This is a genomic window from Nonomuraea sp. NPDC050394, assembly GCF_044459065.1.
GTDB lineage: Bacteria > Actinomycetota > Actinomycetes > Streptosporangiales > Streptosporangiaceae > Nonomuraea.
Genome location: NZ_JBITIO010000008.1, coordinates 480,276 through 502,680 on the forward strand (window position 1 = coordinate 480,276; position 22,405 = coordinate 502,680).

Here is a 22,405-nt window from a genome sequence, read left to right on the forward strand (position 1 = left end):
AAGACTCCCCTGCCCGGTGTCGCGGGCGCTAGTGAGAAAGGCTGAAATGTCATGGGATAGCTGGTACCGAAGCCAAGAGGCGGCGCGTGTAGTCGTGGGCAGGGGAGTCGAGGACCTCGGCGGTGCCGCCGCTCTCCACCACCTCACCGCGCGAGAGCACCACCAGCCGGTCGGCCAGCTGCCTGACCACCGCGAGGTCGTGGGTGATGAACAGCATGCTGCCGCCCACCTCCCGCAGCAGCTCCAGCACGTGGGCCTGGACCGAGACGTCCAGCGAGGCCACGGGCTCGTCACAGATCAGCAGCTCGGGCCGGACCGACAGCGCCCTGGCGATGGCCACGCGCTGCCGCTCGCCGCCCGACAGGCCCGCGGGACGCCGGTCGGCGTAGGAGGAGGGCAGGCCGACGAGCTCCAGCAGTTCCCGCACGTCCGGCCTGCCCTCCTCCTGGCCCTGCGCGGCGGCCTCGGCCAGCGCGGCGCCGACGGTCATGGCCGGGTTGAGCGAGGTCGAGGGGTCCTGGAAGACGCACTGCACGAGCCGGTGCCGGGGGCGTACGGCGTCGGCCAGCGCGATCGTGCCCGAATCGGGGGTGACCAGCCCGAGGACGCAGCGGGCCAGCGTGGTCTTGCCTGAGCCGGAGCCGCCGACCACGCCGACGGTCTCGCCCCGGCCCACGTGCAGGGAGACGCCGCCGAGCGCGACGTGCCCGCCGTAGCGTTTGCGCAGGCCGGTGACGCGCAGCACCTCGGCCCCCGCCGCCGGGCGTTCGGGCGGCGCGGCCTCCTCCGCGCGGGGGCGGGGGCGCACCTCGTGCAGGCACGCCGTGCGGCGGCCGGGACCCAGCTCGCGCAGCGGCGGCCGTTCCGCCTCGCACGCGTGCGTCGCCTGGTCGCAGCGGGCGGCGAACGCGCACGTGGCCGTCACCTCCGCGGCCGTGGGAACGCTGCCCCTGATGCCGCTCAGCCGGGCCAGGCGGCGGTCCGCGGCCGGCACCGCCGCCAGCAGCCCGGCGGTGTACGGGTGCGCGGGGGACCTGGCCAGCTCGGCGGCCGGGCCCTGCTCGACGACGCGGCCCGCGTACATGACGGCGACCCTGTCGCACAGCTCGAAGGCGACCCGCAGGTCGTGGGTGATGAGCAGCACGCCCATGCCGCGCGCCGCCTGCACGCTCTTGATCAGCATGAGGATGTCGTGCTGCGTGGTGGCGTCCAGGGCCGTGGTGGGCTCGTCGGCGATGAGCAGTTCGGGGTCGCCGGCCAGCGCGGCGGCCAGCGCCACCCGCTGGCGCATCCCGCCGGACAGCTGGAAGGGATGGCGCCCGGCCACGCCGGGGTCGTCGATCCCGACCTCGGCCAGCCGGCGCGCCACCTCCGCCCGGCTCCCGTGGCCCCGCAGCGACTCGGCGATGTGGGCGCCGGCCGTGCGCAGCGGGTTCAGCATGGCGAAGGGGTCCTGCATGAGCAGGCTCACCCGGGTGCCGCGCACCGAGCGCCACGTCCGCTCGCGCGCGCCCAGGAACTCCCTGCCGTCGAAGGCGACCGAGCCCTCGGCCCGCAGCCCCTTCGGCAGCAGCCCGGCGGCGGCCCGCGCGGTCAGCGACTTGCCGCTGCCCGACTCGCCGACCAGGCCCACGGTCTCACCCGGCGAGACCTCCAGGTCGACGCCGTCCACGATGAGCCCGGCCCCGGCCACGCGCAGCGCGGAGATCCTCATCGCAGCCCTCCCTTCGACAGCGACTCGAACGCCCGGTCGCCCAGCAGGGTCGCCGCGCAGGCGACCACGGTGATCAGCGCCGCGGGGGCGATGGCCGCCCACGGGTTCAGGTCGAGCAGGCCGCGGTTCTCCTCGACCATCAGGCCCCAGTCGGGCGTGCCCGCAGGCAGCCCGACGCCCAGGAATGACAGGCCGGCCAGCGCCACCAGCGCGGCCACGAAGCTGAGCAGCGCGCCGGCCACCACCGTGGGCGCGAGGTTCGGCAGCAGGTGCCTGAACATGATCCGCGCCGGCCGCAGCCCCAGCGTCCTGGCCGCCTCCGCGTACGCGAGCTCGCGCTGGGCCAGGGTGAGGCTGCGGATCACCCGGATGTCGCCCGGCGTGAACAGCACCGCCATGGCCAGGACGGCCCAGCCGTATCCGCCGCCGAGCACGCCCACGACCACGATCAGCACGAGCATGCCCGGCAGCGCGATGGCCAGGTCGACCGCGCGCATCATGACCGCGTCCACCCAGCCCCGCCGGTAGCCGGCCAGCAGCCCGAGCGACGTGCTCAGCAGCATCGTGCAGACGGCCACCACCACCGGCCACAGCAGCGCCGAGCCCGCCCCTGCCAGCAGCCGCGACAGCACGTCGCGGCCCAGGTCGTCGGTGCCGAGCCAGTGCGCCGCGCTCGGCCCGGCCGCGCCGAGCGCGAGATCCTGCGCGCCCGGATCGTACGGCGCCAGCCACGTCCCCGCCACGGCCGCCACCAGCGCCAGCCCCAGCACACCCATCAGGAACACCCTCATGCCCGCCGCCTCACCCTCGGGTCGACGGCCACGTAGGCCAGGTCGATGAGCAGGTTCACGGCGATCACGATCGCGCCGCCGAGCAGGACGAGCGCCTGCACCACCGGGATGTCCTTCTGGCCGACGGCGCCGATCAGAAGCGCGCCGAGGCCATGCAGCCCGAAGGCCTGCTCGACGAAGACCGAGCCGGTCAGGTTGGCCGCCAGCAGCAGCCCGCCCACGGTCAGCACCGGCAGCGCCGCGTTGCGCAGCGCGTAGCTGATCCACACGCGCCGCCTGGGCAGGCCGCGGGCTCTGGCGAAGGTCAGGAAGTCCTGCGCGGCCAGGTCGAGCGCGGCGGCGCGCATCTGCCTGACCACGATCGCCGCCTGCGCGGTGGCCAGCGCGATCGCCGGAAGCGTCAGGTGGGTCAGCCGTTCCAGCGGGGTGTCCCCGGCGCCGAAGACGGGGAACCAGCCCAGCGTGACGGCGAAGCCGTACAGCAACAGGATGCTCAGCGCGAACGGCGGGATCGACAGCGCGACCAGCGAGGTCAAGGTGATGCCCTGGTCGAGGGCGCCGCCGCGGCGCATCGCGGCGGCGAGGCCGGCCGGCACGCCGGCCACCACCGTGAGCGTGAGCGCGTAGCCGGCGAGCGCGGCCGTGACGGGCAGCCGCTCGGCGAGCACGGCGGTGACGGGCTCGCGGGAGTAGATCGAGGTGCCGAAGTCGCCGCGCACCGCGTCGCCGAGCCAGCGCGCGTAGCGGACGGGGAAGGGATCGTCGAGGTGGTACTGCTCGCGGATGGCGGCCCTGGTCTCCGGCGTGGACGGGCGGCCGCCCAGCAGCACGTGCTCGGGGCCGCCCGGCGCCGCGGCCAGCAGGCCGTAGGTGAGCACCGACAGGACGCCGAGCAGCAGGACCGCCGAGCACAGGCGTTTGACGACCGCCATGTCAGCGGCCCGCCGGGCGCAGGTTGGCGAAGGTGTCGACGGTCCAGGTGTCGAAGCCGACGGTGAACTTCTCGCTGAGGGCGGCCGCGTAGTCGGCGGAGTAGAGCGGGACGTAGGGCACCTGCTCGGCGATCTCCTTCAGCAGCGCCGTGACCTGGGTCTTCTTCTCCTCGCCGGTGGCAGAGGAGAGCACGTCGAGGCGCCTGTCGGTCTCGGCGGTGCCGTAGCCGGAGAAGTTGAAGCCCTGCGGCTCGGCGGAGGCGCGGCTGACCAGGTCGGGCAGCACCTCGATCGGCTCGGGCGTGCCGTAGGCCAGGTTGACGAACTGGATGGACAGGCGGTCGTGCTCCATGACGCGCGAGACGTACTGGTCGGTCGGGCTGGGCTCCAGGACGAGCCTGATGCCGATCTTGGCCAGGTCCGCGGCGACCGCCTGCATGACGGTGCCGGTGTCGCCGGTGGAGGCGTACGGGGCCTTCAGCTCGAAGCCGTCCGGATAGCCGGACTTGGCCAGTTCCGCCTTGGCGGCGGCCAGGTCGTGGGCGTGCTCGGGCAGGCCGGGCAGGTCGTCGCCGTACAGGGCGGTGATCTGCGGCCGCGGCAGCATGATCGTCGCGGGGGTGCCGTGCCCGGCGGTCATCAGCTGCGCCACCGCCTTGCGGTCGACCGCGTGGGCGATGGCCTTGCGCACGTGCGGGTCCTTCAGCGGGCCGGACTTGACCGCCAGCGACAGGTACGCGATGGAGTTGCCCGGGTAGAAGATCGCCTTGACCCCGGGCAGGTTCGTCCATTTGCGCGCGTCGCGGACGTTGAGCCCGTCGGTGGCGTCCACCTCGCCCGACCTGACGGCCAGCCGCAGCGTCTCCGGGTCGGGGATGGTCTTGAACTCCAGCCTGCGCAGCGCGGGCGGCCTGCCCCAGTAGGACGGGTTGCGCTCCAGCACCACGCCCGAGGTGAGCGAGAACCTGCTCACCTTGAACGGGCCGGTGCCCACCGTGCCCACCTCGGGGCTGCCCAGGTCCTTGGGATGTGCCTCGGCCAGCTTGCGCGGCGTCACCTGCCAGGCGGTCGCCGCCACGGCCAGGAACGCCGGGCTCGGCCGCTTCATCGTGACCTTGACCTGCCCCTCGCCCACGGCCTCGACCCGCTTGACCCCCGTGAAGTAGGAGGCGGCCTGCGAGGCGACCTTCGGATCGAGGTGGCGGCTCAGGGAGAAGGCGGCGTCGTCGGCGGTCAGCGGGCTGCCGTCGGAGAAGCGGATCCCCTTGCGGAGCGTGAACAGGTAGGTGGCCGGGTCGGGCTGGGTCCAGTCGGCCAGCCTCGGCACCGGCTTGCCCGTGGAGTCGAGCGCGACGATCGTGTCGAGGACGGCGCTCTGGACGAGGGTCGAGGACTTGTTGAAGCCGTGCGCGATGTCCAGGCTGTTGGGCTCGGAGGCCAGGCCCCAGACCAGCGAGTCGCGGGCCTGGGCCGGGCTCGCCCCGGAGGAGCAGGCGGTGGTGAGCGCGAGTACGACGGCGGCGGTCGCGGCCTTCGCGTATGTCATGGGACCACCTCGGAAAAGAACGGGCGGGGACAGTCGGACGCTAGAAGCCGGACAGCCGCCGTTCACTGACCCGGCAGCCAAAACCCGCGGTCCCCGCCTCGTCCTGCAGGCCAATCGGTGCGTCAGCGACGTACCGGCTGGAGGCGCATGCGGCGTAGCCCGCCGCCGCTGAGCAGCAGCTCGCCTTCGTGCAGCCGCAGGGTGAACGGCCCCGCCTCCCACACCCCGCCCGGCGCGGGCGTCAGCGGCTCGGCCAGGGTGCGGCCGACGCGCACCACGCCGTCGCGCAGGCTCGCCTCCACACCCAGCTCGGCGCTGCGGAACACCCCGTCGGGCGGCGGCGCCTGGCCGGGGGCCGCGGCCGGGTAGAACACGACGGGACCACGGGCGGGATGGTCACTGCCGGACAGCAGCCGCTCGCCGTCCACCTCCAGCCAGGAGCCCTCGGCGTCGCCGGTGCCGTGCCAGCGGCCGTCCCGGCGGGCGGTGAACGTCCCGGCGCCCTTGACCTCCAGGCCGGACTCCGTGCTCGTCAGCGTGAGCGTCGCCTCCGACACCGGATCATGCCAGTACGGCTGGGCGGGCGGCACCGGGGTCCCCGGCGTCCCCGGCTCCGGTACGGCCGGCGGCTCCCGATCCAGCAGCAGCCCGAGCAGCCGGCCGGTCAGCCGCACCGGGTTGATCGCCGTCTGGTTCGACAGGATGGCGATGCCGACGCCCTCCTCGGGCAGGAACCACAGGTTCGACAGGTAGCCGTGCATGCCGCCCGCGTGCCCGAACCCGCCGTCGGTGCCGTGATAGATCCCCAGCGCGTACGGCAGCGCCGTCCCGTCGGCCAGCACTCCGCGCTCCAGCAGCCGCGCCCGCAGGTCGGCCCCGAGCACCCGCCCGTCGGCCAGGAACCCGAACCACGGCGCCAGCCCGGACACGCTGGTCACCAGGCCGCCGTCGCCGACCGCGCTCTCCTCGGTGTCGGCCCGGCGCGGCTCGCCCCGCGCGGTGGCGTAGCCGTAGGCCAGCCGGTCCAGCGGCACCGACGCGTCGTCGCGGAACAGCGCGTCGTCCATCCCGAGCGGCGTGAAGATCCGCTCGCGGGCGAAGGCGGCCAGCGACGTCCCCGACACCCTGCCGACCACGATGGCGGCCAGCACGTAGCCGGTGTTGGAGTAGGAGAAGTCCGTGCCCGGCGGGAACGTCGTGCGCCTGACGTCCTTGACCATGTCCAGCAGCCGCTGCTCGGTCATCTCCGCGAGGGGGATGCCGGTCAGGGGTTGCAGGGCGTACCACTCGGGCAGGCCGCCGGTGTGCTGCAGGCACTGGCGCAGTGTGACCGGCGTGTCCAGGCTCAGCTCGGGGATGTGCGTGCGGACGTCGTCGTCCAGCGTCAGCTTGCCGTCGCGCTCCAGCAGCAGCACGCACGCGGCGGTGAACTGCTTGCTCGCGCTGGCGATGTCGAAGCGGGTGCGCTCGTCGACCGGTACGCCGAACTCCACGCAGGCCGCCCCGCCCACGGCGGTCAGGATCGCCACGCCGTCCCTGTACACGGCCGCGGCGATGCCCGGGGAGCCGGGGCCGACCAGCGAGGACACCTCGGTTTTGACTCGTTCGAGATCCATGCGGCCAGTATCGCCAGGGGGCCGGCGCACTCCTTTGGCGTGCGCGACGACGGATGGGCCGCCGTCTTTGTGCGCCGCGCCCAAAGGCCACGGCTCCGGGCGCGGCGCACGAGGTCCGTGGCGGGCGCAGGCCCCGGAGGTGGTCAGGCTCCGGCGCGGGACTGGGTGAGGCGGTAGTGGGAGGGCGGGACGCCGTAGCGGCCGGTGAACGCCTGCCGCAGCGTCTCGGCGCTGCCGAAACCGCAGCGGGCGGCCACGGTCTCCAGGGGCAGCGAGGTGGCCGACAGCAGGTGGGCGGCGGCCTCCACCCGGGCCTGGCGGACGAACTTGCCCGGCGTCTGCCCCAGGTGGCGCAGGAACAACCGGGTCAGGTGGCGCTCGCTCACCCCCGCGCCGGCGGCCAGCGTCGCGACCGCGAGGTCGGCGTCGAGATGGGCGGTGACGTGGTCGACCACCCGCTGGACCAGGCTGTCGGCCGGGGGAGGTGCGGCGGTGAACATGCTCATCTGCGCCTGGTTGCCCGGCCGCTGTAAGTAGGTGACGAGCTGGCGGGCCACGGTGCGGGCCACCTCGGCTCCGTGGTCCTCCTCGATGAGGGCGAGCGTGAGGTCCAGGGCGCTGGTGACGCCGGCGGAGGTGTAGACGTTGCCGTCGCGCACGAAGATGGGATCGGGGTCGAGCAGGACCTCCGGGTGCTGCTTGGCGAGCATGCCGGCCCAGTTCCAGTGGGTGGTGGCGCGCCGGCCGTCCAGGAGGCCGGCGGCGGCCAGGATCCAGGCGCCCGTGCAGACGGAGGCCACGCGGCGGCTCTCGCGGGCCAGGCGGCGCACGTGCGCGACGAGCATCCGGTCGGCCGCGGCGTCCTGGCAGCCGACGCCGCCGGAGATCAGCAGCGTGTCGATCGGGCCCCTGATGTGTTCGAGGCGCTCGCCGGGCTGGAGGGTGACGGTGGGGCCGCAGTCGATGGAGCGGGCGCCGGGCGTGGCCAGGCGGACCTTGTACAAGGGGTCGGCGCCGCGCAGGTTCGCGCTCTCCAGGCAGCCGACGACGCAGGCGATGTCAAGCAGCTCTGCGGCGTCGTAGCCGACGACCACGAAATGCCTCATGCGCCGACTTTAAGCCTCTTGACGGGCTAACAGTGTTAGCCGTAGTGTGAAGCTAACAGCGTTAGCCACTTCAGGAGGTCCCCGATGGCCGTCGTCACCGCCCCCGCCCGCCGTACCGTGGCCGCCCGCGCCGCCTGGGCGGCGCTCGCCCTGTTCCTGCTGGCCTTCACCGTCCTGGAGGTCGTCAACCACGGCGCCCCCGCGCTGGTGACCGCGATCGTGTTCGCGATCGTGCCGGACCTGACGATGTTCATCGGGGCGCGGGAAGGGGGCAACGGCCGCCTGTCGCCCAAGGCGGTGCCGTTCTACAACTTCATGCACCGCCCCTGGATCCCGCTGGTGATCCTCGTCGGCTACTCCTTCGGCCCGATCGACTTCGTGCCGCTGTTCGTGGCGGGCCTCGCATGGCTGCTGCACGTCGCCGCCGACCGGGCCTTCGGGTACGGCCTGCGCAACCGCGACGGCTCGCGCGATGTCTGAGCGCGCCGCCCAGATCGTCACCGCCGCCCGCGACCTGATCGAGGACGGCGGCGCCGGCGCCCTGACCATGCGGGCGCTCGCCGACCGGCTGGGCATCCGGGCGCCCTCGCTGTACAAGCACTTCCCCGACAAGGCCGCGGTCGAGGCTCAGGTGATCGCGCTGGCCATGACCGATCTGGCCGAGGCGCTCGAAGCGGCCGGGCCCGGCCTGCCCGCCCTCGGCGCCGCCTACCGGCGCTACGCGCTGGCGCACCCCCACCTGTACCGGCTGATGAGCAGCGGGCCGCTGCCGCGCGACCTGCTGCCGCCCGGAGTGGAGGAGCGCGCGGCGATGCCGCTGGTGCGCGCCGTCGCCTTCGACGAGGCCGCCTCCCGGGCCGCCTGGGCCTTCGCGCACGGCATGGTGATACTCGAACTCGACGGCCGCTTCCCGCCCGGCGCCGACCTCGCCGGCGCGTGGGAGGCGGGAATGGCCGCCTTCTCCGTGTCGTAAGCCGTCCTGGCGCCGCCCTAACGCCGTCCTGGCACTGTCCTGGCGCCGGCCTAGCGTTCCGCCGGGGTCTCCCGTACGCGCAGGTCCAGGCCGCGGATTCCGGCCGGGGCGCCGAGGAGGGCCACCAGCGTGTAGGTGAGCAGGGAGGCGGCCACCGCGATGAACGTGGGCCAGCCGTCGAACGCCGCGCCGACCAGTGTGTTCGGCACGTAGAGCAGGGTGTTGTCCGCCCCGTACATCGTGGGGGTCAGGGCGAACAGCGCCAGCCGTACCACCAGGCCGACCGACAGCGCGGCCAGCGCGGCGCGCGAGGAGCCGCGCCTCCAGAACATCCCCAGCACGAACGGCACCGCCAGGCACGCCAGCATCAGGTCGAAGGCCAGCGTGAGCAGGACGCCGGTCTGCGGCACCCGCAGGGCCAGCAGCACCGAGCCGCCGACCACCGGGAGCATCGCCCAGCGGGTCGCGCGCAGCAGCGGGTCGGCGCGGCCAGGACGGTGCACGCGGCGCACGGTGCCGACGTTGCGGACCGCCACGGCGGCGGTGCCGAGGATCGCGCCGTCGGCCGTGGACAGCGACGCGCTCACGATGCCCGCCAGCACCAGCACGCTCAGCCCGACCGGCGCGGCCTCGTCGAGCAGCGTCAGCAGGCCGCGCCCGGTGGACACCGCGACCAGCGCGAACGGCACGCCGACCACCGCCGTGCCCGCGGCGGCCAGGAAGCAGGCCCGGCGCGCGACGTCGGGGGAGCGGGCGGCGAAGATGCGCTGCATGAAGTCGATCGCGACGATGTCGCCGACGCCGAGCGCGGCCAGCGTGGCCCAGTTGACCACCGCGCCCTGCGCCGGATCGGACAACTGCCCCAGGTCGAGCGGGCCCATGCCGGGCTCGTGCCTGAGCCCGAAGGTCGCCGCGACCCAGAACAGCAGCGCCAGCGACGCGGCGGCGGTGACCGCGATCTGCACGATCGAGCTGTAGGCGTCGCTGAGGATGCCGCCGGCCAGCGTGTAGATCAGCACGGCGGCCACGATGATGAGCACGCCCACGCCGTACGGCGTGCCGAGGAACTTCTCGAACAGGAAACCCCCGGCCACCAGGTTCCCCGCGACCAGGATGGCGAACGCCATGATCATCAGCACGGCGGCGGCGACCTCGGTGGCGCGGCCGTACCGGAGCCGGAAGAAGTCGGGCAGTGTCGTCAGGCCCATGCGGTTCATGGGCCGCGCGAAGAACAGGCCGGTGAGCAGCAGGCACAGCGCCAGCCCGAGCGGGAGCGTGGCGCCCGCCCAGAAGCCGAGCTTCGCGGCCTGGTCGGTGGCGCCGAGGGTGGCGTTGGTGTCGACGGCCTGGCCCATCAGCGTCGCCGCCACGACGGGTAAGGCCAGCGTACGGCCGGCGACCAGAAAGTTTCTGCTGTCCCCCGCGACCCGGCGGGCGACCAGCAGACCGACGACGATCATGGAGAAGATGGCGAGCGCCACGCCCAGAATGACCATTGCTGGACAGCCGATCGTTGCGAGCGAAGACTCCGAAGACATGACCAACGTAAATCAAGAAGGCGCCTGGGCCCAGCGGGCCGAGGCGGAACTTCCGACGATGCGGCACGACGAGGAGATCGAACGTGCGCTGGCCCACGGTCTGGAGGGCGCGCCGACGATCAACGACAGGACGATTCCCACGTTCGCCCGGGGAGAGCGGCCACACTTCGCCGGCGAACGCGGAACCTTCCTGAAATGTCCCTACCTGGAGGACGTCCATGACGTCGGGGACGCCGAGGTGGCGATCTTCGGAGTGCCGCTCGACGCGGGGGCCACCTACCGCCCCGGTACCCGGTTCGGCCCGCAGGGCCTCCGGCGCAGCACCAACCTGTTCGGCACCTACAGCTACGAACTCGGCGTCGACCTGCGCGAACAGCTCAACCTGGTGGACATCGGCGACGTCTTCACCATCCCCGGCAACCTGGAGAAGTCGTTCGACCAGATCAGCCAGGCGATGAGCCACGTCGTGCGCCAGGGGGTGATGCCCGTGGTCCTCGGCGGCGACCACTCGATCGGGTTCCCGACCATTCGCGGCCTGGCCCCGTACCACGAGGGCAACGTCGGCATCATCCACTTCGACCGGCACGTCGACACGCAGGAGACCGACCTCGACGAGCGCATGCACACCACGCCGTGGTTCCACGCCACCAACATCAGGAACGCCCCCGCCACCAACCTCGTCCAGGTCGGCATCGGCGGCTGGCAGGCGCCACGCCCCGGCGTCCGGGTGGGCCGCGAGCGCGGCACCACCGTGATCACCGTCGGCGACGTCGAGCGCGTCGGCGTGGAACGCGTGGCCGAGACCGCCCTGGAGATCGCCTGGCAGAACGCCGAGGCCGTCTACCTGTCCTTCGACATCGACGTCATCGACGCCGGATTCGTCCCCGGCACCGGCTGGCCGGAGCCCGGCGGCCTGCTGCCCCGCGAGGCGCTCAACCTGGTCCGGCTGGTCTCGGAACCCGGGCTGGCCGGGATCGAGGTCGTCGAGTGCTCGCCGCCCTACGACTGGGCCGAGCAGACCGCCCTGCTCAGCTCCCGCGTCATCCTCGACAGCCTCGCCGTACAGGTCAGGTCGGGCAAGCTGGGCCGCAAAGCGGCCACGGGGGCGCGGCCCGCCTGGGGTCCCGCCGCCTGATCGTCGCGGCCTACTTCCCTGACATGATCAGGTCGCCGTTGATGGCGACCGCGGCGCGCAGGCCCGCGGCGGCGGCGCCGATCACGGTCTCCATCAGGCCCGACACGTTGCCGGCCACCCACACGCCCGGTACGTCGGTGGCGCCCGTGGGACCCGCGGGGATCTGGCTGCCGATCAGGTGGCCGTCCATCTCCTGGACCACGGGTTCGATGCCCAGGTCCTTGAGGAAGTCCGCGCGGGCGCGCATGACCGGGCTGACCACGAGGACGTCGCGGGCGATGGTCCTGCCGTCGGCCAGCCGTACGCCGGACAGGTGGTCGTCGTGCGTCTCCACGGCGGTGACGACGCCGTCGACCACCTCGATGTCGTGACCGGACAGGTCGAGATCGGCCATGGTGTGCGAGAAGAGGATCACGTCCTTGCTCAGCTGACGCCACAGCGACGCCTGGTGTACGGCCAGCGGCCCCGTGGCCAGCACCCCGATCGCCCGGTCGCGCATCTCCCACCCGTGGCAGTACGGGCAGTGCAGCACGTCCCGGCCCCAGCGCCCGGCCAGCCCCGGGATGTCGGGGAGCTCGTCCTTCAGCCCGGTGGCCACCAGGATCCGGGAGCCCTCGGCCACGCCGCCGTCGCGCAGGGTGACCGCGAAGGCGTCATCGGGCAGCCGGGTCACCGACGACACGCTGCCCTCGCGGATCTCACCGCCGTAGCCGGTGAACTCCGCACGGCCCTTGGCCATCAGCCGGTCCGGCGGCAGCCCGTCGTGTCCCAGGTAGTTGTGGACTCCGTCGGAGGGAGCGTTGCGCGGCTCGCCCGAGTCGATCACCAGGACCGCCCGGCGGGAACGCGCGAGCGCCGTCGCCCCGCTCAGACCCGCGGCCGCGCCGCCTATCACGATCACGTCGTAACGTCGCATCTCTGTCATGCCGCAGAGCGTGCGCCATGAGCGGGCGAATTGACAAACACCGTTGCTGTTTTGGCAAACTGGGGCCGTGGAAGAACTGGCTGCCGTCCTCGGGTCCGTGGGGCCGAGGCTGCGCGCGCTGCGGGCCGGGCACGGCGTGACGCTGAGCGAGCTGAGCACGACGACCGGGATCTCGCTCAGCACGCTGTCGCGCCTGGAGTCCGGGCAGCGCAAACCCACCCTGGAGCTGCTGCTGCCGCTCGCGCGGGCGTACCGGGTGCCGCTGGATGAGCTGGTCGGCGCGCCGGAGACCGGAGACCCGCGCATCCACCTGCGCCCCTTCAACCGCTACGGCCGGACCTTCGTCCCGCTGACCCGGCAGATGGCCGGCGGGCTTCAGGCGTACAAGATGATCATCTTGCGGCAGGAGGACATGAGCGAGCAGCGCGCGCACGAGGGCTATGAGTGGCTCTACGTGCTGGCCGGGCGGGTGCGGCTCCTGCTCGGCGAGCGGGATCTGGAGCTGGCGGCGGGGGAGGCGGCCGAGTTCGACACCCGGCTGCCGCACGCCTTCACCACCGCGGGTCCCGGGCCGGCGGAACTGCTGTGCCTGTTCGGCGCCCAGGGCGAGCGCATGCACGTCCGCGCCCGCCCCGCCGCTCGTTGACCGGACGGCCGGCCTCACCTGGGTGCCCGCGAGCTGTCCGAGCACTGGTCGGACACGCTGTTCACGCGCGAGACCAAGATCTCGATGAAGGGCGCCGACCGGACGGACGCCGCGCTCACGTCGTGGAAGGAGATGACGGACCGCACGCCGGCCATGACCGGCGTACGGAGGCTCATGTTTCGCGGACATATCGTGAAGCCTGATGGGTAGTCCATCGTTACCCCCGACGTGACGGCGGATGACGATGACATCAGAACGAGTCGCCCTGGTCTCCCTGGGCAGTGAAGTGGTGCGGTGCGGGCTGTGCGCGATGCTGCGCGAGCTCGACACCGTGGACGAGGTGGTCGGCAGCTCCTGCGTCGACCAGAGCATGGGCATCCTGCACTCGGGCCGCCCCACCCTCCTGGTGCTGAGCGACACGCCCGAGCCGCAGCGGGCGGAGAAGCTCGCGCGGACCGCCAGCGACCTCGGCGTACGCGTGCTGCTGGTCCTGCGTACCGCCAGTGACAGGACGCTGGCCCAGGTGGCGCCCATCCCCGCCGACGGCTACCTCCTGGAGAACGTGCTCACCCGCGAGACGCTCTCCAGCGCGCTGAGCGACCTGGAAAGCGGGCTCGTGCCGATGCCCGGCGCGGTGGCGCGCAAGCTGATGGCCCAGGTCGGGCCGGACACCCGCGACCGCGAAGCGGCGCCGGCGCCGCGTGAGAAGACAGCGGACGCGCTTTTGAGCTGCCGTGAAATGGAAGCGCTTGCACTCCTGGCCGAAGGGCTGAGCAACAAGCAGATCGCGCGCCGGCTCGGCATCTCCGAACACGGCGCCAAGCGGCACGTCGCCAACATCCTGGCCAAGCTCAACTGCCCGAACAGGACGCTGGCGACGGCGGTGGCGATCAGTCGGGGACTGGTGCGCGATCCGAGGGATCCGGGGAACTCACGCCGCCCGCGAGGGTGACCCCCGGCCGCCGCCGGGACAGCCCGCGCAGCGGCGCGCGGGCCTTGAGCAGCATCTCCTCGTACTCCGCCGCCGGGTCCGAGTCCAGCACGATCGCCCCGCCCGCGCCCACCGACAGCCGGCCGTCGCGGGCGACGGCGGTGCGGATCACGATGTTGAGGTCGGCGCCGCCGCCCAGGCCGAAGAAGCCGATGGCACCGGAGTACACGCCTCGCGCCCGTCCCTCCAGCCGGTCGATGATCTCCATCGTGCGCAGCTTCGGCGCTCCCGTCATCGAGCCGCCGGGGAAGCAGGCGCGGGCCGCCGCCACCGCGCCGACCCCGTCGTTCAGGTGGCCGCGCACGGTCGAGACGAGCTGGTGCACGGTCTCGTAGGACTCCACCGCCATGAAGCGCGGCACGGACACGGAGCCGACGTCGCTGATGCGGCCCAGGTCGTTGCGGAGCAGGTCCACGATCATGAGGTTCTCCGCCCTGGTCTTGTCCGAGGTCGCCAGCTCCTCGCGCAGGGCGGTGTCGGCGCGCGGCTCGGGCGAGCGCGGGGCGGTGCCCTTGATCGGCTTGGACTCGGCGACGCCGTCCCTGCCGACCTTGAGGAAGCGCTCCGGTGAGGAGCACAGCACGTGCGTGTCGCCCAGACGCAGGTACGCGGCGTAGGGGGCCGGGTTGAGCCGCCGCTGGGCCAGGTAGAGCTCGAACGGGGAGCCGTCGAAGGGGATCTCGGCGGTGTTGGTCAGGCAGATCTCGTAGCTCTCGCCCGCCCGCAGCAGCCGCAGGCACTCCTCGATGTCGGCGACATACCGCGCACGGTCCCTGACCAGCCACGGCTCGGGGTCGAACCCCTCTTCGGCACCGGCGGGCACGGCGGCCGGTTCCGATCGCGCGGCCCGGCAGGCGGCGGCGGTCCTGGCGACCCAGGCCCGCGCCGCCGACCGGCTCGCGCCGCGGCCGTCGGTCAGCGCCAGCACCCAGGACTGCCCGCGTTCGTGGTCGAGCGCGACGAGCCGCGTCGCCGACATCCAGACCGCGTCGGGCAAGGGGGAGACGTGCGCGGCCGGAGCGCCGCAGTCACGCTTGAGCTCATAGCCGAAATATCCGACATATCCGCTGTTCAGATCAAACGGTAGCTCGGCCGCCAGCTCATCCGGTACGGCCCGCGCCGCCACCCGATCGGCCAGCACGTCGAAGACGGAGGCGAACACGGCCGACTCCGCGCCCCCCGAGCTGACCACCACGCTTCCCGAACCCGGCTGGCAGGACAGCACCTCGCCGTGCGGCCCGCCCGCGTCCCCCAGGAAGGAGAACCGGGCCAGACCGGGCTCGGCCCGGCTGCTGTCCAGCCAGAACGCGTACGGCTCCGCCCCGAGCACCTCCGCGAAGACCCGCTCGGCGTCAGGCACGCCGTCCACCCGCTCCACCTCCAGCGACCAGGCGGGCGCGGGGGCGAGGGTGACGGCGCGGCCATAGGCCAGATCGCGGAAGTTGCGCATCAGCTCCGGGCCGTGCTCGGTGGAGATCGACTCCGGATGGAACTGCACCCCCCACCAGGGCATCTCGCGGTGCCGCAGCCCCATCACCACCGAGTCGGCGCTCCACGCGGTGATCTCCAGGTCGGCGGGCGGCGGCATGGCCACGCACAAGGAGTGGTAGCGCACCGCGGCGAAGCCCTGCGGCAGCCCGCGGAACAGGTCGCGGCCGCAGTGCCGGATCTCCTCCACGTACCCGTGGATCGGGATGGGCGCCGGGACCACGTCGGCGCCCGACATCCACGCCAGCGCCTGGTGGCCGAGACAGACGCCCAGCACGGGCAGGCCCGAACGCCGGATCACCTCCAGCGTGACGCCGACGTCGCGCTCCTTCTGCGGGCGTCCGGGGCCGGGCGAGACGATGAGCGCGTCGAACCGGCCGAGATCCAGGCCGTCCCAGCGCGGGTCGTCGTTGGTCAGCACGACCGGCTCCACGCCGTAGGCCTGGGCGGCGAGCTGGAACAGGTTGTAGGTGTAGGAGTCGTGGTTGTCCACGATCAGGGTGCGCACGGCTGCTCCCGCGCGGGCAGGACCGGCAGCACCGCGCGGTGGCTGACGGCCTGCCGCCACTCCGCCGCCCGCGCCGAGATCCGGGCCGCGGCCCTGGTACGGCCGGCCGCGTCGGCCCACGCCCGCACCGGACGCAGCCCGTGCAGGGCGTTGACGCTCCAGGTCTCCAGCTCCATCAGCTCGGCCACGCTCACCCGCTCGTGCCTGACCGGGCAGCGCCAGCAGGCGGCCAGGCGTTCCAGATGGATCCTGGTCACCGACGGCAGGACCGGCAGGGCGCGGTCGGGCACGCACAGCGTGCCGCCGCGCCACCACACCAGCGCGCTGTGGGCGCTTTCCAGCGCGGTGCCGCGACGGTCGTAGAGCAGCGCGTCGTCGGCCCCCCGCGCCCTGGCCCGATCGCGCAGCTCCGCCAGCACCCGCAGGTCGGGGCCCTTGACGGTGGGTCGGCGGCGCGGGTCGGCGTCCGGCGGGATCCAGAGGGTGACCTCCGCGTCGCCCGGCTCGGGAGCGGGCCTGGGCCAGAGCGCCAGCCGGGGAGCGGTTCCCGTGTACGCCTCGACCCGGGGGAACCAGCGGCCGTGGCCCGGCAGCCGGTGGCGTACCGCGTCGAGGAAGTCGTGGACCGCGGCGGCCCGCAGGCCGGGTATCAGCTCCGTGCTGGCGCGCACGAAGCGCTCCTCGTGCAGGGGCAGGTCGCGCACCCGCTCGTCGGTGACCAGCCACGAGTCCACGACCGCGGGCTCGCCGGGTGGCCGGTCGGCGGCGGGCACCAGGCCGGAGTCCGGGTCCCACGCCAGGCGCTCGTCCGCGCGGACGGTCAGCATGCCATCACCACTTTCCCTCGCGCACCGCGAAACGGCGCAGTTTGCCGGTCGGGGTGCGCGGCAGCGCGGGGCGTACCTCCACGCTGCGCGGCACCTTGTACGGGGCCAGCCGGCGGCGGGCCAGCCCGATCAGCTCGTCCTCCAGGTCGTCCCCGGCCGTGCCGGTGAGCACGACGAACGCGCGCAGCCGCCCGGCGCCGCGCTCGTCGCGCACGACCGCCACGGCCACCTCGGCGACCGCGGGATGCTCGGCCAGCACCCGTTCGATCTCGATGGGGGAGATGGTGATGCCGCCGACCATCTCCATGTCGTCGGCCCGCCCGCAGTGCCTGAGCGCGCCGCCGTCCACGTACTCGGCCAGGTCGCCGGTGCGCAGCCAGCCGCCGCGCAGGGCGCGGGCGGTCTGCTCCGGCCGCCCCAGATACTCGATCATGACCGCGGCGCCGCGCACCCAGATCTCACCCTGGCCGAGTGTGACCAGCGCGCCGTTCCTGTCGCGCAGCGCGACCTCGTAGCCCGGCAGGGGGCGGCCGATGGTGCCCGGCTCGTCGCTCCAGGCGGTGTTGGAGCAGAACGCGTGCCCGGCCTCGGTCGAGCCGAGCTGGTCCAGGACCGGGGCGCCGAGCAGGTCACGGGCCCGTTCGCCCAGCTGGGCGGGCAGGGGTTCACCGGCGGAGACGGCCAGCCGTACCGTGGAAAAGGAGCCGGGCGGGCAGCCGGCGAGCAGGTTGGCGTAGGCGGTCGGGACGCCGTACAGGAGCGTGACACGGTGGCGCGCCACGGCCTCGGCGAGGTCGCCCGGCGCGGGCCGGTGCGGCAGCAGCACCGCCGACGAGCCGGAGAACAGCGGGAAGACCAGCGCGTTGCCGAGGCCGTAGGCGAAGAACATCTTCGAGATCGACAACGTCACGTCGTCGCGGGTCACCCCGGTCACGCCGGTGCCGGCCGCGCGCATGTAGCGGGCGAGGTCGGCGTGGCGGTGCAGCGCCGCCTTGGGCGTGCCGGTCGTGCCCGAGGTGTACTGCGCGTACAGCGGCGCCCGGCCGCTGACACTCCGCACGGGCCCGGCGGGCGCGCTCGCCGCCAGCGTCGTCAGCCGCTCGTCGGCCAGTACGGCGCGGCCGCCGAACCGCCCCGCGAGGTGGTCGTCGCTGACCACGAGCCGCGCCCGGCAGTCGTCGGCCATGAAGGCGTGGTCGCCGGCGGTCAGGTCGGGATTGACCGGCACTGCCACCGCGCCCAGCCGGGCCGCCCCCAGGAAGGCGCTCACCCAGGCGATGCCGTCGCCCAGGGCGATCAGCACCCGGTCGCCGGGCCGTACGCCGTGCCCGGCCAGGACGGAGGCGGCCCCGGCGGCCAGCGTGTGCACCTCGCCGTGCGTGTAGGAACGGCCGGGCGCGTGGAAGGCGGGCCGTTCCCACCAGCCTTCGCGCCGGGCCAGGGCGGCCAGGTGGACGGCGCAGTTGCCGGCCGGTTCCCCGTCCGGCGGGGCGGAGCGTTGCCGGGGCAGGAGCTCACGCATGGCAGGTCCTCGGGAGGGTGAGAGGGGCGATCACGAAGGCGCCGTCCACGGGACCGACCGGCCACCAGCCCCGGGCGACCAGCCCGGCGAGTGCCGTGTGTGCCGGGTCGTCGTGTTCGCCGGCCGAGGCCGTGGCGACCGGGGTGCCGGGGTCGTCGTGTTCGCCGGCCAGGGCGGTGGCGACCAGGGTGCCGAGTAGCCAGAGGATGGCTCCGGACTGCGCGAGGGCGTCGCCGTCGCCGGGTTCGGCGGGTTCGAGACGTGGGGTGGCCACCAGCATGGCCACGTGTTCGGCCAGCTCCAGCCGGCTCTCGCGGCCCGCCGCCACCAGGCGTGCCCTGGCGTGGGCCCGGCGGCCCTCCAGCGCGGCCAGCCACCCGGGTTCCACGCGGTCGAGCAGCGCGGCGGGCACCCGGCCGGCCTGCCGTACCGGCAGTCCGTCCACCTCGTCCGGTACGCGGCCGGGCACCGCGGACAGGCCGTCGAGCAGGGCGAGCACGTCCTCGCCTCCGGGCCCGAGCGCGGTGGCCAGGCCGGGAGGCGGGGCGGTCAGCTCGTAGTGGCGTTCCACCGCGTCCGCACCTCCGGATAGTCGAGGCCGAGCTCGTCGCACAGCAGCACGCGGGTCCGCCGCACGAACTCCGCCCGCGACTCGTCGTTGCTCAGCCGCTTGATGCCCCAGCGCCGGAAGATCTCGTTGTTCCTGGAGTCGCTGCGGCCGAAGAAGGGCAGCGTCATCCGGATGAGGTGATGGGCCGAGGACCGCACCTCATCGCGCCGGGCGGGATCGGCGGCCAGCCGCGCGGCCGTTCTGGCACCGAAGGAGACGTGGAAACGCTCCTCCCGCATCAGCGACCGGCACAACATGCGCAGCGGCGTGTACGAGCATTCGCACAGGTCTTCCATCAGCACGACCTCGGCCAGATCCACGATCGCCTTGGTCATCACATATCCGGTCCACGATGTCACCTGATAGTCGAAGACGGAAAGCGGTGGCCTGTCCTGGTCGTCTTCGAGGCCGAGCTGCGCGGCGAGTTTGTTGAACTTCAAATGATGTCCGTATTCCTCCATCGCCATTCTGCAGGCCAGCCATTTCTCGTGCGGAGTGGGCGCGAGCGAAATGGAGGGCTCGTCGAACACCGCCGCGCCGGCCGCCTCGTTGCGCACGTGGCTGTTGATGATCTTGCCGAGCGCGGTGACGTACTCCTCGCCGAGCGCGTGCGCCGCGGCGGCGTCGTGGACGTCGTCCATCAGCATCTGGGGCATATCGACGGAAGTTAAGGGCGGTTGGAGAGAGCGGCAAGTGCCCGGACGGGCACCTCGAAAGAGGGGGTGGTGACTTTTGGAGGTGTACCGAAAGGGCACGTTATTTCTTTCTCCGCAGAACACGCGCTTCCGGCCGGGTAGTTAGGTAAGGCTAAATTAATGACTGAACGGCTAGTCAGTGAGCGCCCAAAGAAAGTTCGGCATTTGTCGTGTGCTTCCGCCGCGTGCCAGCGTTGCTGACTATGACGGAAACAGCGACGCGTCTGCCTTTTCAGGATCGGCTGCTTTCCGCGCCTGAGCTCGAGGCGCCGGTGAGCGAGCTGACCGGGCTGGCCTGCCGTGCCGTGCAGATGGTTCCCGGTGGGGGGCTGGTGCTGCTGGTGGAGGCTGACGGCGATCGCGGGCCGTCGGCCGCGCGGGTGCGGGCCGCCGTCCTGGACGCCTGTGGCGAGGTGGCCGAGACGGTGGTGACGCTCGCCCCGGGCTCGCTGACCGGGGAAACAGCCGGGGAGGCGGCGGGGGAGATGGCCGAGCTGGTGAACCGGCTGCGGCGCGGCGCGCTGCCCGTGCTGGCGACGGACTCGCTGGCCGTACCGGCCGAGCTGGGCGAGTTGGGGGAGCTGGGCGCGTTGGCCGTACCCGGCGTGTCCGCCGTACCGGGCGCGTCGGTCGTACCGGGCGCGTCGGTCGTACCGGGCGCGTCGGTCGTACCGGGCGCGTCGGTCGTACCGGGCGAACGGGATGTTCCGGAGGTCAGCTCGCGGAGGCCACGGCGGCCGGATCTTGGGCTCCGGGAGATCGCGCGGGCGGCGGCCGAGTTGCTCGGTGTCGCGCCCGAAGAGCTCGGAGCGCAGGACGATCTCATCGCCCTGGGCGCCGACTCCATCCGGATCATGCAACTCGCCAACGACTGGCAGCGCCAGGGCGTCATGGTCAAGTTCGGCGACCTGATGGAGTCGCCGACGCTCGCCTCCTGGCACGCCCTCCTGAACTCGGGCGGTCCGATCGCACCGCCGCCCCCGCAGACCGGGCCGCCCGACCGGCAGGCCCCCTTCCCGCTCACGCCCCTCCAGCACGCCTACTGGTTCGGCCGCCGCGACCGCCAGGTGCTGGGCGGCGTCGGCTGCCACTTCTACGCCGAGTTCGACGGCCGCGACCTCGACCCCGACGCCCTGGAGCGCGCCGCCCGCGCCCTGTTCGACCGGCACGACCTGCTGCGCGCCCGCTTCCTCGACGACGCCACCCAGCAGATCCTGCCGCGCAGCCCATGGCCCGGCCTCACCGTCCACGACCTGCGCGAAGCGGCGAACGCCGAAGCGAGCCTGCTGGCGCTGCGCGAAAGCCTCTCGCACCGCCGCCTGGAGGTGGAGCGCGGCGAGGTGCTCGACCTGACGCTCTGCCTGCTGCCGGGCGGCGCCCACCGCCTGCACGCCAACATCGACCTGCTCGTCGCCGACGTACGCAGCATCCAGATCCTCCTGGAGGACCTGGCCACGCTCTACCGGGGCGGCGCCCTGCCCCCGCTGACCTACGGCTTCCCCGACTACCTCGCCGAGCAGGAGCGGCAGCGCGCCGCCGACCGCGAGGCCGACCGCCGCTACTGGTCCGGACGCCTGCCCGGCCTGCCGCCCGGCCCGGCCCTCCCGCTCGCCATCGAGCCGGGAAAGCTGGAACGGGTGCGGGTGGTCCGCCGCGACCGCAGGATCACCGCCGCAGACCGCGAACGCCTGTCCGAGCGAGCCCGCGCCCACGGCCTCACGCTGCCCATGACGCTGGCCGCCGCGCTGGCCGAGGTCGTCGGCGCGTGGAGCGCCTCGCCCCGGTTCGTGCTCAACGCCCCGCTGTTCGACCGGAGCCTGCCGCACCCCGAGGCCGAGCACATGGTGGCCGACTTCAGCAACCTCATCCTGCTGGAGGTGGACCTGTCGCGGCCGCAGACGTTCGCCGAGCGGGCCGCCTCGCTGCAGGCGCGCTTCCAGCGCGACGTGGCCCACTCGGCCTACACCGGCGTCGAGGTCCTGCGCGACCTCAACCGCGGCGGCCGCCACGACCAGGTGAGCGCCCCGGTCGTGTTCACCAGCGCGCTGGGCATGGGCGACCTGGTCACCGAAAACGTCCAGCGCGACCTCGGCTCGCTCGGCTGGATGTTGTCGCAGACGCCGCAGGTCTGGCTGGACCACCAGGTCGTCGAGGTCGACGGCGGCCTGCTGGTCAACTGGGACGCGGTCGAGGACCTCTTCCCGCCCGGCGTCCTGGACGGCATGGCCGCCGCCTACGACCACCTGATCGACTGGCTCCTGACCGAGGACTGGTCCGCGCCCCCGCCCCACCCGTCCCGCCCGGCCCCCCGCACGGCCGAGGCGCCCCTGCCCGAGGGCACGTTGCACTCCCGTTTCTTCGACCGGGCCCGCCGCGATCCGTCCCGGATCGCGATCTGTCCCGGCCTCTCCTATGGTGAGTTGTCCGAGCGGGCGCTGGGGGTGGCGGGCTGGCTGGCCGGGCAGGGTGTACGGCCCGGCGACGCGGTGGCCGTGTGCCTGCCGAAGGGTGCCGACCAGGTGGCCGCCGTGCTGGGCATCCTGGCGGCCGGAGCCCTGTATGTCCCGGTGGGCGTCGAGCAGCCCCAGGCCCGCCGCGACCAGATCCTGCGCCGCGCCGGAGCCCGGCTCCTGCTCACCGATCTGCCCTCCGGTCCGCCGCTGGATGCTCCGGTCGAGGTGGATCCGGAGGCGAGCGCGTACGTCATCTTCACGTCGGGTTCGACGGGTGAGCCGAAGGGTGTCGAGGTCTCCCATCGGGCCGCGTTGAACACGGTCATGGATGTCAACCGGCGTTTCGGTGTGAGTGGTGACGATCGGGTGCTGGCGGTGTCGGCGCTGGA

General features: G+C 73.1%; 20 protein-coding genes. 6 read left to right on the forward strand and 14 right to left on the reverse strand.

Annotated elements, in window-relative coordinates; translation table 11 throughout:
• Nucleotides 1–49: 49 nt before the first annotated feature.
• The 6 genes from ACIBKY_RS31200 to ACIBKY_RS31225 form a co-directional block, all read right to left on the reverse strand.
• The gene (locus ACIBKY_RS31200) at nt 50–1,714 is read right to left on the reverse strand and encodes an oligopeptide/dipeptide ABC transporter ATP-binding protein (protein ID WP_397102106.1); all 1,665 of its coding nucleotides are present in this window, start codon (nt 1,712–1,714) and stop codon (nt 50–52) included.
• Nucleotides 1,711–2,505 carry an ABC transporter permease gene (locus ACIBKY_RS31205; protein WP_397102108.1) on the reverse strand — a complete coding sequence of 265 codons (795 nt, stop codon included), beginning with the start codon at nt 2,503–2,505 and terminating at the stop codon, nt 1,711–1,713. The genes ACIBKY_RS31200 and ACIBKY_RS31205 overlap by 4 nt, the downstream gene beginning before the upstream one ends.
• On the reverse strand, nt 2,502–3,437 hold the full coding sequence (locus ACIBKY_RS31210) for an ABC transporter permease (RefSeq protein ID WP_397102110.1): 936 nt from the start codon (nt 3,435–3,437) through the stop codon (nt 2,502–2,504). The genes ACIBKY_RS31205 and ACIBKY_RS31210 overlap by 4 nt, the downstream gene beginning before the upstream one ends.
• A 1-nt stretch (nt 3,438) precedes the next feature.
• The gene (locus ACIBKY_RS31215; RefSeq protein WP_397102112.1) at nt 3,439–4,983 is read right to left on the reverse strand and encodes an ABC transporter substrate-binding protein; all 1,545 of its coding nucleotides are present in this window, start codon (nt 4,981–4,983) and stop codon (nt 3,439–3,441) included.
• Nucleotides 4,984–5,105: 122 nt separating this feature from the next.
• The gene (locus tag ACIBKY_RS31220) at nt 5,106–6,599 is read right to left on the reverse strand and encodes a serine hydrolase domain-containing protein (protein WP_397102114.1); all 1,494 of its coding nucleotides are present in this window, start codon (nt 6,597–6,599) and stop codon (nt 5,106–5,108) included.
• Between the two features lie 143 nt (nt 6,600–6,742).
• Entirely contained in the window at nt 6,743–7,705 is a 963-nt protein-coding gene (locus tag ACIBKY_RS31225; RefSeq protein WP_397102116.1) for a GlxA family transcriptional regulator, read from the reverse strand.
• A gap of 84 nt (nt 7,706–7,789) precedes the next feature.
• Between ACIBKY_RS31225 and ACIBKY_RS31230 the strand changes: the two genes are divergently transcribed.
• Together ACIBKY_RS31230 and ACIBKY_RS31235 are read left to right on the forward strand one after the other, a co-directional pair.
• Nucleotides 7,790–8,185: a DUF4260 family protein gene (locus tag ACIBKY_RS31230; protein WP_397102118.1), complete on the forward strand. Its 396-nt coding sequence runs from the start codon at nt 7,790–7,792 to the stop codon at nt 8,183–8,185.
• Nucleotides 8,178–8,678 (forward strand): TetR/AcrR family transcriptional regulator, encoded by a 501-nt coding sequence (locus ACIBKY_RS31235; protein WP_397102120.1) that lies wholly within the window; start codon nt 8,178–8,180, stop codon nt 8,676–8,678. The genes ACIBKY_RS31230 and ACIBKY_RS31235 overlap by 8 nt, the downstream gene beginning before the upstream one ends.
• A gap of 50 nt (nt 8,679–8,728) precedes the next feature.
• Here ACIBKY_RS31235 and ACIBKY_RS31240 read toward each other — a convergent pair whose 3' ends face one another.
• Entirely contained in the window at nt 8,729–10,174 is a 1,446-nt protein-coding gene (locus tag ACIBKY_RS31240; protein ID WP_397102122.1) for a sodium:solute symporter family protein, read from the reverse strand.
• A gap of 40 nt (nt 10,175–10,214) precedes the next feature.
• On the opposite strand from ACIBKY_RS31240, the gene ACIBKY_RS31245 reads away from it, so the two are divergent.
• On the forward strand, nt 10,215–11,351 hold the full coding sequence (locus ACIBKY_RS31245) for an agmatinase family protein (protein WP_397102124.1): 1,137 nt from the start codon (nt 10,215–10,217) through the stop codon (nt 11,349–11,351).
• Between the two features lie 10 nt (nt 11,352–11,361).
• Here ACIBKY_RS31245 and ACIBKY_RS31250 read toward each other — a convergent pair whose 3' ends face one another.
• On the reverse strand, nt 11,362–12,276 hold the full coding sequence (locus ACIBKY_RS31250; protein WP_397102126.1) for an NAD(P)/FAD-dependent oxidoreductase: 915 nt from the start codon (nt 12,274–12,276) through the stop codon (nt 11,362–11,364).
• Nucleotides 12,277–12,343: 67 nt separating this feature from the next.
• Here ACIBKY_RS31250 and ACIBKY_RS31255 point away from each other — a divergent pair, with 67 nt between their 5' ends.
• Nucleotides 12,344–12,922 (forward strand): helix-turn-helix domain-containing protein, encoded by a 579-nt coding sequence (locus ACIBKY_RS31255; protein WP_397102128.1) that lies wholly within the window; start codon nt 12,344–12,346, stop codon nt 12,920–12,922.
• 14 nt (nt 12,923–12,936) lie between these two features.
• Here ACIBKY_RS31255 and ACIBKY_RS31260 read toward each other — a convergent pair whose 3' ends face one another.
• Nucleotides 12,937–13,098 (reverse strand): hypothetical protein, encoded by a 162-nt coding sequence (locus tag ACIBKY_RS31260; RefSeq protein WP_397102130.1) that lies wholly within the window; start codon nt 13,096–13,098, stop codon nt 12,937–12,939.
• 68 nt (nt 13,099–13,166) lie between these two features.
• Between ACIBKY_RS31260 and ACIBKY_RS31265 the strand changes: the two genes are divergently transcribed.
• On the forward strand, nt 13,167–13,874 hold the full coding sequence (locus ACIBKY_RS31265; protein ID WP_397102132.1) for a response regulator transcription factor: 708 nt from the start codon (nt 13,167–13,169) through the stop codon (nt 13,872–13,874).
• Here the strand turns inward: ACIBKY_RS31265 and pabB are convergent.
• The 5 genes from pabB to ACIBKY_RS31290 are packed head-to-tail and all read right to left on the reverse strand — an operon-like array spanning nt 13,813 to nt 19,524.
• Complete coding sequence (gene pabB, locus ACIBKY_RS31270; protein WP_397102134.1) at nt 13,813–15,909, reverse strand: aminodeoxychorismate synthase component I; 2,097 nt, start codon at nt 15,907–15,909, stop codon at nt 13,813–13,815. The two genes, ACIBKY_RS31265 and pabB, sit on opposite strands and share 62 nt — an antisense overlap.
• Nucleotides 15,897–16,736 (reverse strand): aminotransferase class IV, encoded by an 840-nt coding sequence (locus ACIBKY_RS31275; RefSeq protein WP_397102136.1) that lies wholly within the window; start codon nt 16,734–16,736, stop codon nt 15,897–15,899. The genes pabB and ACIBKY_RS31275 overlap by 13 nt, the downstream gene beginning before the upstream one ends.
• A gap of 4 nt (nt 16,737–16,740) precedes the next feature.
• Complete coding sequence (locus ACIBKY_RS31280) at nt 16,741–18,258, reverse strand: AMP-binding protein (RefSeq protein ID WP_397102138.1); 1,518 nt, start codon at nt 18,256–18,258, stop codon at nt 16,741–16,743.
• Nucleotides 18,251–18,829, reverse strand: a complete 579-nt coding sequence (locus ACIBKY_RS31285; protein ID WP_397102140.1) for a hypothetical protein — start codon at nt 18,827–18,829, stop codon at nt 18,251–18,253. Before ACIBKY_RS31285 ends, ACIBKY_RS31280 begins: the two co-directional genes overlap by 8 nt.
• On the reverse strand, nt 18,808–19,524 hold the full coding sequence (locus tag ACIBKY_RS31290) for a Phenylacetic acid catabolic protein (RefSeq protein ID WP_397102142.1): 717 nt from the start codon (nt 19,522–19,524) through the stop codon (nt 18,808–18,810). The genes ACIBKY_RS31285 and ACIBKY_RS31290 overlap by 22 nt, the downstream gene beginning before the upstream one ends.
• Nucleotides 19,525–19,835: 311 nt before the next feature.
• On the opposite strand from ACIBKY_RS31290, the gene ACIBKY_RS31295 reads away from it, so the two are divergent.
• Nucleotides 19,836–22,405, forward strand: a 2,570-nt coding sequence (locus ACIBKY_RS31295; RefSeq protein WP_397102144.1) for an AMP-binding protein, incomplete at its 3' end; no start/stop codon positions are given.